The sequence below is a fragment of the Sorangium sp. So ce145 genome, assembly GCF_051525985.1.
In the GTDB taxonomy this organism is placed as follows: domain Bacteria; phylum Myxococcota_A; class Polyangia; order Polyangiales; family Polyangiaceae; genus Sorangium; species Sorangium cellulosum_B.
The window spans coordinates 293331-308359 of the sequence record NZ_CP150315.1 but is presented as its reverse complement, the minus strand read 5'-3'; the positions used below and the strand labels follow the sequence as shown (position 1 = coordinate 308359).

At 71.1% G+C, this 15029-nt stretch carries 7 protein-coding genes and 2 pseudogenes; 3 read left to right on the top strand and 6 right to left on the bottom strand.

All coding sequences use genetic code 11. From position 1 onward, the window contains the following. Positions 1–111: 111 nt before the first annotated feature. From WMF34_RS01180 to WMF34_RS01165, 4 genes are read right to left on the bottom strand one after another with little or no spacing between them, the layout of a single operon-like run. Positions 112–1407, bottom strand: coding sequence for an amidohydrolase family protein (locus WMF34_RS01180; RefSeq protein ID WP_437992143.1), 1296 nt, complete (start codon positions 1405–1407; stop codon positions 112–114). Positions 1408–1425: 18 nt separating this feature from the next. Further along, on the bottom strand, positions 1426–2433 hold the full coding sequence (locus tag WMF34_RS01175) for a hypothetical protein (protein ID WP_437992142.1): 1008 nt from the start codon (positions 2431–2433) through the stop codon (positions 1426–1428). Beyond that, entirely contained in the window at positions 2357–6517 is a 4161-nt protein-coding gene (locus WMF34_RS01170) for a TOMM system kinase/cyclase fusion protein (RefSeq protein ID WP_437992141.1), read from the bottom strand. Before WMF34_RS01170 ends, WMF34_RS01175 begins: the two co-directional genes overlap by 77 nt. Before the next feature lie 51 nt (positions 6518–6568). Continuing rightward, a complete protein-coding gene (locus WMF34_RS01165; RefSeq protein ID WP_012232858.1) occupies positions 6569–8326 on the bottom strand; it encodes a sigma 54-interacting transcriptional regulator in 1758 nt (585 codons plus the stop codon). A gap of 195 nt (positions 8327–8521) precedes the next feature. On the opposite strand from WMF34_RS01165, the pseudogene WMF34_RS01160 reads away from it, so the two are divergent. Both WMF34_RS01160 and WMF34_RS01155 read left to right on the top strand, forming a co-directional pair. Continuing rightward, positions 8522–8800, top strand: a pseudogene (locus WMF34_RS01160) (helix-turn-helix transcriptional regulator); the annotation flags it as partial. A gap of 185 nt (positions 8801–8985) precedes the next feature. Further along, a complete protein-coding gene (locus tag WMF34_RS01155) occupies positions 8986–10074 on the top strand; it encodes a BPSS1187 family protein (protein ID WP_157906364.1) in 1089 nt (362 codons plus the stop codon). A gap of 323 nt (positions 10075–10397) precedes the next feature. Here WMF34_RS01155 and WMF34_RS01150 read toward each other — a convergent pair whose 3' ends face one another. Next, positions 10398–11522, bottom strand: a complete 1125-nt coding sequence (locus WMF34_RS01150; RefSeq protein WP_012232856.1) for a type I restriction enzyme HsdR N-terminal domain-containing protein — start codon at positions 11520–11522, stop codon at positions 10398–10400. A gap of 394 nt (positions 11523–11916) precedes the next feature. On the opposite strand from WMF34_RS01150, the pseudogene WMF34_RS01145 reads away from it, so the two are divergent. Continuing rightward, positions 11917–12108: pseudogene (locus WMF34_RS01145) on the top strand (hypothetical protein); the annotation flags it as partial. On the opposite strand, the gene WMF34_RS01140 reads toward WMF34_RS01145, so the two are convergent. Beyond that, positions 12105–15014 (bottom strand): protein kinase domain-containing protein, encoded by a 2910-nt coding sequence (locus WMF34_RS01140; RefSeq protein WP_437992140.1) that lies wholly within the window; start codon positions 15012–15014, stop codon positions 12105–12107. The pseudogene WMF34_RS01145 and the gene WMF34_RS01140 overlap by 4 nt on opposite strands. Between the last annotated feature and the right edge of the window lie 15 nt (positions 15015–15029).

Genomic DNA, 15029 nt, shown 5'->3' with positions numbered 1-15029 from the left:
CAGGTGCAAATGGCGCGCTCGCGGAGAGCGACCGCCGGATGGCCGGGGCTCGCCTCGCCTCCCTGGACCCATCAGGATCCGGGCGGAGTGGAGCCGCACGCGGCCGTGCCCCTACATCCCCATGAGGCCGCAGGGGCTCTCCCAGAGGATCGCCCGCAGCGCCTCATCCCCGAGCGCGCCCCGCAGCGCCATCACCTCGTCGACCATCCCGGGCCCGTGGTCGAGATGGGGGAAATCGGTCCCGAACACCATCCGCGTCGCGCCGATCTCCTTCACCACCCGGTCGAGCATCGCCTCGCCGGGCTCGAGCGCGATCCAGCACTGCCGCTGGAAGTACTCGGAGGGCGGCCGGCGCACCCGGCCACGCACCTCGCCGCGCATCTGCGCGTACTCGACGTGGTCGAGCCGCCAGAGCCAGTAAGGCAGGAAGCCGCACCCCGCCTCGAGCAGGCCCACCCGCAGCGTCGGGTGGGCCTCGAGCACGCCGCCCTCGATCAGCGAGAGCAGCGCCATCATCGCCTCCATCGGATGAGAGCAGGCATGCCGGCCAAACTGGGTCTGGAAGCGATCAGCGCCTGCCGTGGGGAGACGCGCGTGTGTGCCCTCGTGGAGGAGGATGGTGACCGCGTGGTGCTCGCACGCGGCCCAGAATCGCGCATAGGCAGGAGCGCTCAGCGTGCGGCCCTGTACCGGGTTGGGCCGGAGGACCACCGAGCGCGCGCCGCCATGGACCGCTTGCTCGAGATCGCCCACCAGGGCCTCCGGATCGTGGCGTGAGATGAGCGCAGGGCCCAGGAGCCTGGCAGGCGCGCTCGAGCAGAAACCGCCCAGCCATCGATTGTAGGCGCTGGCGTAAGCGCGCGAGCGCTCCGCGTCGATGGAGTCGTCGTTGACCAGGTAGGTCGCGAACGTGGGGAGCATGACGGCGACGTCGACGCCGGTCGTGTCCATCTCGTCGAGGTGCCCCCGAGGCGTCGTTGCGGCGGCAAGAAGCTCGCGACGCCCCTCGGCGATGAGCCCGACCTCGATGTACGCCGCCTCGGGGACACGCATGACGGGCTCGCCAGCCACACAGAGGATCTGGGGCGTTGGCAAGAGCGCGTGCTCGCCCAGGCGATTCAGCCGCTCGGCCACCGTCTCGGGGGGGCCGAAGGGCTCGAACCGAGGCGCATACTCTCGCATCCGCGCCGGCAGGTACTCCGGCCACATGGCGACGGGCTCGAGGACGTGACGGTCCACATCGATGATCCGAAATCCATCTCGCATCCTCGGCTCCTCGGCGGCTACACGAACGAGGACGAAGCGCTCCCGCTCACCGGTCAGGAAGACCACGCCGGGATCCATGCGCTCGACCCGCAAGGTGGGCTTGAACGTCAGCACCTGGCTCAGCTCCAGGGGCTCCATCATCGGTCCTGGTTCCGCCCGCTAGGAACAGCAGCTGAACGGGTATTGTGCCCCGGCGGCGTTGTACGCGGCGAGGGCGAGGGGCTCGTCGCTCGAATTGTCCGGCGGCTGGGGCAGACAGAGCGTGAGCATGTGACGCCGGCTAGACTCCCAGGGGCCATTCATGTTTTTGGGATTTTTGCTTCCTGCGCCGAGCCCCTCGTCGCTTGTTGTATCGCTATTTCCTACACCATTGCCCCTGCCACCGGCGGGGGCCTTCCAGTTGGAAGCGCCGTCCCATTTGGCGCCCTTATCTTCCTGGATATAGAGCCCCATCTTCCAGGGCATTCTGTACCTTCGGATGGTCTGCAGGGCTTGCGTGGCGTTGGTCTGGAGCATTTCTTTGAAGGACGGGTTGGTCCATGCCTTGGCCATCGCCCCGAGCAGCGCGACCTTGAACGCCGTGAAATCCGCGTCGTCAGGCATGAGCTTGCCGGAGATCGTCGGCGAGCTGATGCAGACCTCCCCGTAAAAACTGGTCGCGTCGCCCGGGTCGACCTGGAGCGGCGCGACGGCCTCATCCGCCGGTTTGATGCACCAATTCCCCCAGTCGTCGCTGAACAGATTCGCGTGCTGCATGTAAAACTCTGTGAGCGCGCGAGCCTGGATCGGATGGTCGCCAGACGTCGTGCTCCCGGTGGAAGACGGCGCGCTGAGCGGCAGCCACAACGTCAGGCTGTCTATCGGGGGCAGGGCGGTCGGCGGGGTATTGCGGGGTGAAGACGGCGCGGGCCTGGGCCAGATCCACTCGTCGCCAGTCCACTCGAGCCTGGTGCCGCTCACGATCTGGATCTGGCATACGTTGTTCCACGGTGAGCGCTCCCAGTCAAAGCCATACTCCCTCAGGACAGTGATGGTGTTGCCGGTGCCAGCCTCGCTCGCGTAAGGGCTGGTGGTCAGCTGTTCAAGAAGTTCAGGATCGCTCCACGCTCCCGCGATCGCGCGCAAATACGCGGTGCGAAACCGCATCAGCTGGCTCATGTCTTTCATCGAATTCTTCCTTTTTCGTGACGCGCTCCGCGATGTCTCGCAGGCAGGGGTGAAGCGCGAGCAGCTCGTCGAGGCGGGCTCGGTATGGCGAGGCGCCGCCGAAGCGCCGGAGCAGCTCCAGCGTCGCCAGCGCTTCAATCCTCGGCATGTCGTAGCGCCGCGCGAGCCGGGCGGCTTGCTCCAGCGAGAGCCGCACGCCTTCGGCCGCAGGATCCTTGTGCGCCTCGTACATGGCCCGGCGGAGGTGGAGCTCGGGCTCGTAGTAGTGCTCGTCGTTCTCGCGGCACAAAGAGAGGCAATGGTCGATGCACGCGATGGCCGCGTCGAGATCGCCGCGCTCGGTCTGGCGGTCGGCCATCAGAGAGCCGTAGTACGAGAGGCCGAGCTTGCACCCGAGGCTGGAGAGGCCTTCCATGATCGCCCGGGCGCGCTGGTCGTCGCCGGTCGCCCAGTCGTGGAGGGTCTTCGCATAGCCCTCGTAGGCAGGCAGCCCATGTTTACCGCTCAGGGTGAGGATCTCTCCGGCCATGGAGGCGACCGCGCGCCGGTCGCCAGCGAGCTGGTAGATCATGCACCCATACAGCAGACAAAGGGCGATCGAGGGCACGTGGCCGACCTCGCGCGCCCATTCGAGGGCGCTCGTGATGTGCGCGAAGGCAGAGGCGGTGTCGCCGGAGTACCAGCAGAGCTGCGCCACGTACGCCTTCGCCAGGACCAGCGAGTCCAGCCCGAACCGCACCCCGTGGTCCCGATGAAGGTCGGGATCGTAGAGCTCGACCGCGCGCTCGGCCACGCGCCGCGCGGCTGCGTGGTCGCCATCCACGAAGAGGGCGAGCGCGTAGAGCGCCTCGACAGCGGCGCGGAGCCCCCGGTCGCCGGAGCGCTCGGCGATGGCGACCAGCTCTTCTATCAACGCGCGCGCCGTTCGGCGGTTGCTGGCCACGTGATGGTAGACGAACAGGAAGCTCAACGTCGGCACACGGTGCTCGCTGTCCTGTGTGAGCAGCTGCAGCAGGCTGGCCGAGCGATCGACGGTCGCCTTGACCCGTGGATCGGCCCAACCATGGTTCGCCATCAGGGCCTGGGTCAGGACGCCGTTCGCGCGGAGCTCGGCCTCGACCCCCTCGGCGCCCGACAGCGCTTCGGCCCACGCCACAGCATTGGAGGCGTGCACGATGGCCTCGGCGTAGGCCGAGCGCTGCAGCGCCTGCTCCGCGGCGCGCTGCGCGTAACCGACGGCCTGCCCCTTCTGCTCCGCCGCCGCGTGGTGGTACGCGAGCAGATCCGGCCGCGTCCGGACCATCTCCGGAAACCGCTCCTCCAGCGTCGCAGCGATCCGCGCGTGGACCCTCCGCCGCGCGCCCGTGGAGAGCGACTCATAGGCCGCATCCCGCACCAGCGCGTGCTTGAACACCCCGACTGCATCCTTCTGCCGCCGCTTGCGCAGCAGGAGCCCCGCGCTCATCAGCCGCTCCAGGTCGTCCTTCACCGCCGCCGGGCCGAGCGGGCTCGCTGCCGAGAGCACCTCGACGCTGAACTCCCGCCCCAGCGCGGCCGCGAGCTGGGCCGTCTCCTTGGCGCGCTCCAGCCGATCCAGGCGCGCCGTGAGCAGCGCCCGCAAGGTCCCCGGGATCGCTGCCCTCGAAAGCGACCCCGTGAGCTCGTAGCGATCCTCCCGCTCCACGAGGAGCCCCGAGTCGACCATCATCCGGAGCAGCTCCTCCGCGAAGAGCGGGACCCCGTCCGCGCGGCCAGCCACCTGCTCGACCACGGCGGGAGGCAGCGCCTTGTTGCCCACCAGCCCGGCGAGCATCTCCTCCATCTGCCGACGCTCCAGGCGGCTCAGCGGGAGCAGCAGCACGTCGGCCGTCGAGAACGACGGTGAGAACTCGGAGCGAGCCGTCATCAGGACGCACATGGGGACCGCGGGCACCTCGCGAACCAGCTCCGCGAGGAACTCCATCGTGGTGGGGTCGGCCCAATGCAAATCTTCGGCCAGCAGAAGGACGGGCCGCTTGTCGGCCATCGCGAGGAGCAGCGACGCGACCGCCTTGAGCGTCAGCGCCTTCTGCCGCTGCGCCGAGACGTCGAGCGGGGCGTACGGGGCGCCGAGGGGCAGGGAGAAGAGCGGCACGAAGAGCGGCATGGACTCGGCCAGCGCGAGGCCGTGGCCGGCGAGCTCCCCCTCGAGCCGCGCGATCGTGCTGCCCGCGTCGGGCTCCTGGTCGAGCCCGAGCGTGCGCTCGAGGAGCTCGATCACCGGGCGTAGGGGGCTGTTTTGCGTGGCGGGCGAGCACCGCGCCTCGAGGAAGGTGTGGTCCTCGTGCGCTACCCGATCGCGCAGCGCGCGCGCCAGGCGGCTCTTGCCGATGCCGGCCTCGCCGGTGATGAGGCTCGACTGGCCCGCCCCCTCGCACGCGCGGCGCCACCGCTCCAGGAGGAGCCCGATCTCCGCATCTCGACCGGAGAGCGGCGCCTTCGAGCCGTCGGGGGTCGGCCACCTCGCCGCAGCGCCGTGCTCCTGCCCGAGGCGGTAGGTCTCCACCGGCGCCGCGATTCCCTCGATGGAGCAGGCCCCTTCGCTCTCGAGGTCGAAGGAGGCGCGCAGCAGCGCTTGCGACGCGGCGCTGACCGCCACGGCTCCCGGCGGCGCCAGCGCGGCGAGCCGCGCGGCGAGCCGCGGGGTGGCGCCGGTGACGAGGCACGCGCCGTCGAGATCCCCCAGATTCCCGTCGACGACCAGGCCGGTGTGGAGGCCGACGCTCACGTCGATCCGCACGCCCGGCGCCGCGCTGCGTGGGTCCTCGGCGTCCTCGGGTTGCGCGGCGCCGGCCATCGCCAGCGCCGCGCGGGCAGCGCGCTTGGCGTCGTCCTCCGCCGCGCTGGGGTAGCCGAAGTAGACCAGCAGATCGTCGCCGAGCGCCGCGGCCACGTACCCCCCGTACCGGCGCCCGACGTCCGCGCAGAGGGTGAGCGCCGAGCGCAGGGGATCGTCCAGCGCCTCGGCGTCGGCGGCCTGCCCGGCGGCCGCGCGCGCCCTCAGGTGACAGCAGAGCGCCGTCAGCTGCCGGCGCTCGCCGTCGAGCGCGGGCGCCCTCCGTCGGTCGAGCGACGTGGCGACCGTCGCGGCCGAGGCGAGCGACCGCGTGTCGGCGCCGGCCGAGGGGCCGCCGGCGCCGAGCATCGCCTCGCGCGAGAGCCCGCGCAGGTTGCATGCCTCGAGCGCCTCGAAGAGCCCACGGGCGGTGACATCGCGCGCGCCTTCGTCCTTGCGGAGAGCGCGGGCGAGCAGATCGCCCAGGGGGTGGCGCTCGAGCGCGGCGGGGATCGGGACGGGATCGGGGCCGAGCAGCCGGTAGAAGATCTCGGCCTCCGTGCCGCCGTACGCCGGCTTGCCCGTCAGGCACTCGAGGAACACGAGGCCCCACGAGAACAGATCCGCGCGCGGCGAAGCCTCGGCGCCGCGCCACTGCTCCGGCGCCCCGTAGCCGGGCGTGCCCAGCGCGTCGTGGCTGCCGGTCAGGCGCGTGGATCGCTCGTCGTCGAGCGTGGCGCCGATCCCGAAGTCGAGCACCAGCGCGTTGCGGCGGGCGCCCGTGGGGATCACCATGATGTTGCTGGGCTTGAGGTCGCGGTGGACCACGCCCACCGCGTGGGCGCACGCGAGGGCGTCGAGCACCTGGAGCATCAGGTGCCGCGCCTCGGACGGCGCGAGCGCGCCCTCTCGCTCGAGCAGGGCGGCGAGGTTGTCGCCAGGCGCGAAGGCGAACGCGGCGTAGAGGATCCCCTCTTCCACCTGCCCCGCGTCGACGAGCTGGACGAGGTTGGGGTGGTGAAGCTGGGCGCAGAGCCGCGTCTCGCGCAGGAAGCGCGTGACCCGCCTGTCGGTCTGCGTGACGCGCGCGACGCCTCCCTGCTCGGCGAGGCGCAGGATCTTCAGGGCGATCGGCTGCCCGGTGGTGAGCTGGCGGGCCTTGTGCACCACGCCGAAGCCGCCCTCGCCGAGCTTGGCCAGGATCTCGTAACGCCCGTCGAACGTGGCGCCTGGTGCGAGCGCGGCACTGTTTGCGACATAGCATTGCATGCTCGATCTCGTGGTCGCTGGAGGCGCTCGGAGAGCGCCGGCACCGCTCCCTCAGGGCTCCTTGTCGGCGTCGAGCACCGCCAGGAGATCCGGCTCGACCTCACCTCCAAGCAGGTCCAGCACCTCGCGCACCCGCGAGAGCTCGCGCCGCAGCGTCCGATGATGGTTGCGGTTCTTGAGCAGCATCTCCTGGCCGAGCAGCGTGAAGGCGTCGTCCCGGTTGCCCGTCCGCTGCACCGCCGCGCCGAGGACCATGCCTCGAAATGCGTCGGTCAGCTCGAGCGGGAGCGGGGCGCTTCCGCCGCGGCGTCGCTCGGCCTCGTTCACGAAGCTGAGCGCCGCCCGCCAGAGCAGCTTGGTCAGCGCGCTCGGCTCGGCGTCGCTGTCGAAGGTGAGCGCGCGCTCGACGTGGCGCCGCTGGATCACGAGATCGCCGCCGAGGCCGCTCTGCCCCGCGAGATGGAGCGCATAAGCACGCCGGACGATGTTGTCGAGCTGCCGCAGGTTGCCCGGCCAGGGCGCGGACACGAGGAGCTTCATGGCTTCGGGCTCGAAGCGCGCCGTGCCCGTGCCGTCGGCCTCCTGATGGCGCCGGTTCAGCATGTAGTCGGCCCAGCGCGGGAGCTCGTCGAGCCGCTCGGCGAGCGGGAGCAGCCGCACCGGCAGGACGTTGATGCGGTAGTACAGGTCCTCGCGGAAGCGGCCGGCGCGCACGGCGGCGCGCAGATCGGCGTTGGTGCCGACGAGGAGGCGCGCGTCGGCGCGGCGCTCCCCCGCCCCGTCATCGCCCAGCATCCGGTAAGCGCGCTCCTCGATGAAGCGCAGGAGGCCCGCCTGGGCCTTGAGCGAGAGCTTGTCGATCTCGTCGAGGAAGAGCGTGCCCTTCGCGGCGCGGGCGACCGCGCCCGGGTTGTCCTTGACGGCTCCGGTGAAGGCGCCCCGCTTCCAGCCGAACAGCTCGGCCATCTGCAGGTCCTCGGGCACGCCGAGGAGGTCCAGCGATTCGAAGGGCTGGCCCCGGCGCTGCGAGTGCTCGTGGCACCAGCGCGCGAGCCTGGATTTCCCGGCGCCGGTCGGGCCGGTGATCAGGATGGTGTCGTCCCGCGGGGCGAAGGCGCGGAGCAGCTCGACGAGGTGCGCGGTGCTCTGACCGACGACCGGCAGGAACTCGTCCGGGCTCGCCGGCTCGTCCGAGCGAAGCGGCAGCGCGCGGGCGGCGATGAAGGCCCCGGCGATGCTGGCGAGGATCGCCAGCTCCTCGTGGCACTCCGCCCAGGGGAGATCGAGCCCGACGGCCCCCCTGCAGCTCACCTCGATCGTGATCATGCCGTCGACGCTGCCGCCCGGCGCGCGCAGCGGGACGACATGGACGTGGGTCGCGTCGCGACCGAGCATCCGCTCGCGTGTCGCGTCGCCGGGCATGCCGGCGGCCTCTGGCGGGTGGCGGTGCGCCATGGCCCCGTCCGGCATCCAGGAGCGGAGCGCAGCGCGCTGGACGTCGATCGAGACCGAACAGCGGTGCTTCTCGATCCAGCTCCAGACGCTGCCGGAGGTGAGATAGCCGGTGCCTTCGATGCGCGCGCCGCTCAGGCGGTCGACGCCGAAGAGGCGCTGGTAGCTGTCCTCGGGGCGGAGGTGGACGACGCCACGCAGGATCCGAGCGCGGCCTGCGAACGGGCTGTCGGCGAGCGCCTCTTCGACGCAGGTGAACACGGCCTGGAGGACCGCCGTGGCAGCTTCGTCAAAGTACGTGGCCGACACGAGGCGGGGGACGAGGGAGATGAAGCTCTCGTCACGGGATGCGGTCACGGTGGGCAGCAGGAAAGCAGGAGAACCGGGACGGGTCCAGGTGGAACGAACAGGCTCGCGTCTCCCGCGGACGCAGTGCGTCAGGGCGGGACGCGCGCCTCCTCCTGACTCGGAGGCCGTGGCAGCGCCGGCGCCCTGCCGGAGGGACCACGGGAGCCGCCGCGGGTCCGAAAGCGCACCAGCGACGCGCTGCTCGTGGCCGTGCGCGCCCTTGCGCTGCGGCGCCTGCCCGACACGCCGCCCCTCAGCGAGGTGGCCTCGGCGCTGGGGCTCAGCGTGCGCTCGCTGCAGCGCAAACTCTCGCTGAGCCGCACCTCGTTCGTGGAGGTGCTGGACGAGGTACGCCGCGATCGCGCGGAGCAGCTGCTGGACGAAGGGGTGCTGACGCTCGGCGAGATCGCCGCCCGTGTGGGGTTCGCCGAGCCGGCCTCCTTCACGCGCGCGTGGCGGCGCTGGCGCGGAGAGGCCCCGTCACGGAGCCTTCGCCGCGGATCGGCGCTCGCGCCACGCGCGAGGCCGGTGAAGCGCCCGGGGTTCCTCGTGGGAGAACGCGTATCTCACCGGCTCGGCGAACGCGACGGCGGCGCCCTGCGAGACCGCCGTCGCCAGCCGGCTCGTCCACCGCGGTGCGCCGGAGGTGATCTGGTAACGTTTCGAGCATGCGGATTACGGCGTGGATCGGTTGCGCCTGGTGGACGCTCGGGTGCGTGGCGTGCGGCGGCTCGTCGAGCGACGGCGGCCCCCCGGGCGCTGGCGGCGGAGCAGCCACGGGCACCGCGACTACCGGGACCGGCGGCGCCGCCGCGACCTCCGGGGTCGGTGGCTCTGCGGGCGGCGCGAACGGCGCGGGCGGCGCGGGCGGCGCGAACGGCGCGGGCGGCGCGGGCGGCGCGGGCGGCGCGCCGCGCGAGCTGCACGTGGACACGAGCTCACCCGAGCTCAGCGAGATCCGGTTCAAGCCCAGCGAGCTCGATCCAGAGGTCTCCGACCGCGACCTGGAGCAGGTGGCCCTCCTCGACACTCGGGTCGCGCGGTTCGCGGGCAAGCTCGTCGTCACGCTGTCGGGGAGCAACCAGCCTCCTGGCCCGCTCGACCTCACCCGCTTCGTCGCCGCGCGCGGCTTTCACGCGTTCGCGGTCGCCTACAAGAACGACTACAACATCGTTCAAAATGATCCGGACACGTTCGGCGACGCGCGGCTCGAGGCGTTCGACGGTCAGGACCACACCGCGCTCATCGAGGTGACAAGGGCCGACAGCATCGAAGCGCGGCTGGCGAAGGCGCTCGCGCACCTGAAAGAGGTCCACCCGCGAGGCGACTGGGGCTACTTCCTCGAAGACGACGGGAGCCCGCGCTGGTCGGTCATCATCTTCAGCGGCCACTCGCACGGCGCGAGCTCGGCCGCCCGCATCGGCAAGGTCGTCCGGCTCGACCGGGTGGTGTCGCTGGCCGGGCCGCGCGACACGACCCCGGTGAGCGCCAGCTGGCTGTCGGAGCCGTCGGCGACGCCCGTGGATCGCATGTTCGGATTGACCGGCGAGCGCGATGAGCAGCACCCGGATCACCTCAAAGCATTCGACCTCATCGGACTCCCCGGCGAGCTCGTCGAGGTCGACGTCCCGGGCGCGGCGCCGCCGTACGGCGGATCGCACCGGCTCGCGCTCAAGGACGGCGACCACGGAGCCTCCGGTAATTGCGGCGCGCACGTCGCCGTCTGCGAGGCGATGTTCGGCTTGCCGCTGCCGTGATGTCGGGCAGCGGCGCCGTCGAGTCGGAGCTCGCTCCGGTCATAGGCCTTCTGGAGGCGTACGAGGACCTTGCCGCGGAAGAGAGCGCCGAGCACGCGCACTCCATGTCTTGTGGTGCGCCACAGGCGCATCGCGTTTATTGCGGGAAGTCGGAGGGGGAAGCGAACTGCCATGATGCCGAGGGCGCCTAGGACACCGATCACGTTGAGTCGAGCGAGAATTAGCCGCCAAGGACGCCAAGAACAAAAAAAACACAATCTTGGCGTCCTTGGCGGTTCAAATTCCTGCTCTTTTCTGGGGTTTCAACCCATTTGTCGCTCCAGCTAGACGGCCGTCCCGCCACCATCGATGGGCTCAGCGGCCTTGCCTCTGAGCGCCGATTTCACGTGGTCATGAGAGGCGCGCAGAATATCGCCCAGCTTGTCGAGCTCATCGATCGAATCCATCGTTATGCACGACCAGCCCAGCTGGGGGACGGTGACTGGAAGCGAGGCAGCCATAGGGAGCACCCTCTCACTCGGCAGAGGTACCCAGACGCACGGCTTCTTGCGACCAGCCAGCAGCCTGCAGAACACCGCCGTCCGCCTCTCGTGGAGGTGTATCTTGAAATAGGAGACGGAATCCTCGTATGCGATCGGACGTTCGGTCCCGAGCAGCCGCTGAACCGTCGCGAAGGCGTTGAGCTCTTCCTGCGTCGTTTCGACCCTGTTGACCTGCGGCTCCTCGGGGAGAGCGCTGATGCGCGACTGGGTCTCCAGGACCGACGCTAGCGCGCGCTGCTTGGCCCATTCATTGATGGCATTGGCGACGATCGGCTTCCAGCTCTCGACCACCGCCGTGGTCAGATTCCTCGTCTCGATCCGGGCGACGGCGAGCTTGGTGAACTCCGGCGCCGGTTCAAGGAGCCTGGCCAGCTCCTGCACAAGGAGGTTCTGCTGTCGGGTCCGCTGTGCGAACGTCCGGAGGAGGCCAGAGTTGTACTCGGACCTCTGCAGCACCGTGAGAAAGTCGAGGGGCGGCTGCTCGTCGATCAGGACGTCCCACTGCACGAACGGCTCCTTGTCCATCACGTTCTCGTTCACCATGTCGGTGAAGAAGCGCCATTGGATACCGTTCGTCAGAATACCGAGCTTCGCCTCCGGCGCTTTCGCGAAATAGTCCGCCAGTTGCTCGTCGAAGCCGGCCAGCTTCCGTCCCGCTTCCTTGGCCTCCACGAAGAAGATGGGGCGGCTACTTTGCAGAAACGCCCAGTCAATCGGCTTGACCGAGCGTTCCTTGCCAAAGTCGACGCGATACTCGGGAATACACTGACGAGGATCCGTCAGATCGTAGCCAAGAAGAGTGAACAGCGGTCCGATCAGGCTTTGCTTCGTTGCCTGCTCGTTGCCCTTGACGTGCTCCGCCAGCTCCCGAACACGGTTGACATAGGATCCGAGCGCCTCCCTCATCGTCTTCCCCTTTCGCCCTGACGAGGCTACAGGAACGCGGCGCCGGGTGTCGAGTGCGCCACGCCTGATTTCGCCGATCTGAAGGCTCGCGGAGACAGCCGAGGCTCTTCAGGATTGTGGGGCGGGTCTTGGCGAGGGGGCGCGAGACCGGCAAGCGCCGCGCGATGGCGACGAAGTGCGTCATCGTGATACAGGAGCGGCCGCGCTCACCCTGGGCGCGCTGGTCGGCCAGCCACGCCTTCGCGGCGGGGGCGTCCAGCACATCGGACAGCTCCGCCACCTGCGCGAACAGCTCGGGGAAGAATCGGTAGTTTCACGACGCGCGCCGCGACAGAAGCTCCGGGCGCGCACCGGAGGCCTTCGTGCTCGTGCCAATTACCGGGGAAAAGAGTGCTTCGAGAGTGCGAAGGGCGAAGTCGGCCTCGACCATTATGAAGTCCGCAGCTTCACGGGCTGGCGCGGTTCTGCGCTGATCCTGGTGGCGATGGCATCATCAGGCGCTGGCGCGCAGCTGTCACTACCGGCGCCGTGGCGCTCGACCGCCATGAGTACGACTGTAGTAGGAGGGAACGCGCTCACCGCCTAGCGCCGCGCCCGCAGCGCGCCGAGCCGCGCCCGCGCCTGCTCCGCGGAGATGGATCGCGGGCGCGCCTTGCCCCAGCGCTCGAGGACCGCCTCGTACGCCGCGGCGGCGCCGCGCAGATCGCCTGTCGCCTCCAGGGCCATGCCGAGATAGAGCCGCGCCTCCGTGGTCGAGAACGGGTCGGCCAGGGCCGCGCACGACCGCGCCACGCGCGTCAGCGGCCCGATCGCCTCCTGCCCCTTCCCCGCGAGCGCGTACACCTTGCCGATCCGCAGATCGAGCAGGAGCCACCGGCCGCTCTCCGACGGGAGCGGCTGGTCGAGCGGCATCGTCTCGAACGCCGCCGCCGCGTCGGCCGCGGTCTCGACGCCGGCCGCGTACGCCTCGGTCCAGAGCAGCCAGCGGTGCTCCGGCTTGATCTCCTGCGCCGCGGCGCGCCACTTCGACTGGACCCGCTCCACCCACGCCGAGCGCGCCGCGTCGTACGCCTCCTGCGTCATCGACGCTGCCCGGCGGCTGTACGGCAAGAACGCGATGGTCCAGTCGGCCGTGGTCGCCGGCTCGGACCAGGCGCTCATCCGGCGGAGGAAATCGTCCGCCACACGCCCGGCCTCCCGCGGTAGGCCCATCTCACGGTAGAGCTCCGCCAGCCTGAGGGCCGGGCTCGCGTGCGCGTCCTGATCGTTCCTGCCGGCGACCTCGCGCTGCCACGCGCGGGCGTGCTCCACCGCCAGCTCGAAATCGCCGTCCAGGACCGCGAGCGAGATCCGATCGAGCAGCTCCTTCGCCCTCCGCTCGCTTTCGGGGACCGCCGCCCACCCCTGCTCCAGCGCCACGAGCACGCTCTCGCGCGGCGCGCCCCGCGCATGGAGCGCCAGCGCCAGGTGCCGGTGCGCCGGCGCCGCCTTCGGATCGATCGAGAGCCACCGGCGCGCGTGCTCCTCGACTTGCCGGCAATCGCCCTGGCGATGGAGGAGGCGAACCCGGTTCGCGAGGCAGAGCGTCGCGCCGGGAGCCGTCTCGGCGCACGCCTGGTAGGCGGCGAGCTCCGCCGCGACATCCCCCTTCATCCCGAGCGACTCTCCCTTCGACCCCCACGCGAGCACGTGGCCCCGGTCCAGGGCGAGCGCCCGATCGTACGCCTCGATGGCGGCGTCGAACCGGAGCTGCGCGAACCTCGCCGCGCCCAGGTACACGAGGAGCTCCGGATCGGCCGGAAACCTCGAGGCCGCGGCCTCGAGCCGCCGCTCCCAGGCGACGGCATCGGAGGGCTGGCGCACGTATGGCTCGGCCGCGTCGAGCAGCGCCATGTCGCGCTCGCCGAGGGCGGCCCGGTGCCGGAGCGCGAGCTGGAAGTGCTCGCGCGCCACGGCCGGCCTCTGTCGAAACGTCCAGATCGCCACGCGCAGGTGGCCGGCGCCGAGGCCACGATCCAGCGCCACGGCGCGCTCCATCGTGCGCGCGGCCACGTCCGGCGCGCCGTCGCGGTAGGCCTGCAGCGCCTCCTGGTAGAGCGCCGCGGCCTCCGGGTTGCTCGAGGCCGGGCGCGGCGGCTCCGGGGCGGCGACTGCAGCGCTGCTCGGCCGGGGCGGCGGCTCCGGGGGACGCCGGAGCACCGCGACCGCGGCGCCTGCGACCGCCGAGGCCGCCAGCGCGAGCGCGATGAGCCCGCGCCGGCCCGGCCGCGCGCGCTCGTCGCGTGCGGTCCGCACCACGACGGCCTCGCCCGACGCGGCCCCGTGGTCCGGCCGCGGCGCGGGCTCCGCACCGGCCAGCGCGGGCGGCGCGCCCTCGGGGCGCAGCGACGCCGGGTCGGTCCGGTGCGGCACGGTCGGCTCGAAGCCGATCCCCGCGGGCGTGCCCGCGTGCTCGGCGCCTGGCGCAGGGCCGCCCCGCGCGTTCCCGCTCTCGACCCGCGTCTCGGCCTCTCGCGCGGCGGGCGGCGAGCGCGGCGGGAGGCTCGGCAGCTCGTCCTCGAGCCCCTCCGCGGCGATCAGCGCGCGCCAGAACGCGCCGGCGTCGGGGTACCGGTCGCGCGGAGAGACGCTGAGCGCCCGCGAGAGCACGCGCTCGACGGCGTCCGGCGCCGAGACGCCGCGCGCCCGCAGCGTGGGGCGCAGCGCGGGATCGACGACCACCGAATAGAGCTCGACGATCCCCTCCCCCTCCAGCGCCCGAGCCCCCGTCACGAGCTCCACGAAGACGAGCGCGAGCGCGAAGACATCGGTCCATGGCCCCGTCGCGCCCCGCTGTTTGTCGAACTGCTCCGGAGCGCCGTAGCGGGGCGTGAACACCGACGGCCCCTCCGCGGTGCTCGCGAGCGCCGCGGTCCGCGAGCGCTGATCGCCGATGATCTTGGCGATGCCGAAATCGAGGACCTTGAGCGTCCTCACGCCCCCCGCCTCGGCGAGGAAGAGGTTCTCCGGCTTGACGTCGCGGTGCGCGATGTTCTGCTCGTGCGCCACCGCGAGGGCGCGCACCGCGGGGTCGAGCAGGCGTATCGCCTCGCGGCGGGACAGGGCGCCGCCGCCTCCGGCGCGCAGGCGCTCGAGGTGGCTGGCGAGCGTCTCGCCGTCCAGCCACTCGAGCACGAGATAGGGCACGCGAGCGCCGTCCTGGGCCGTGAAGGCGCCGATGTCGAGCGCCTGCACGATGCCGGGCGAGAGGCGCGAGAGCTGGAGCAGGAGCCGCCCCTCGTCGCGCAGCCGTCGAACGAAATCCAGCTGCGCCTCGGGCGAGAGCTCGTCGGGCAGCCTGAGGCACTTGATCGCGACGGGCGCGTCGAACCCCTCGTGCACGCCGCGATAGACGACGCCGAACCCGCCGGCGCCGACGGCGGAGAGGACACGGTATTTGCCGTCGATCGTGGTCCCGCAGAGCCGGAATACGTCGCGCTGGGCGCCGGACATCGGCGGGAGTATACG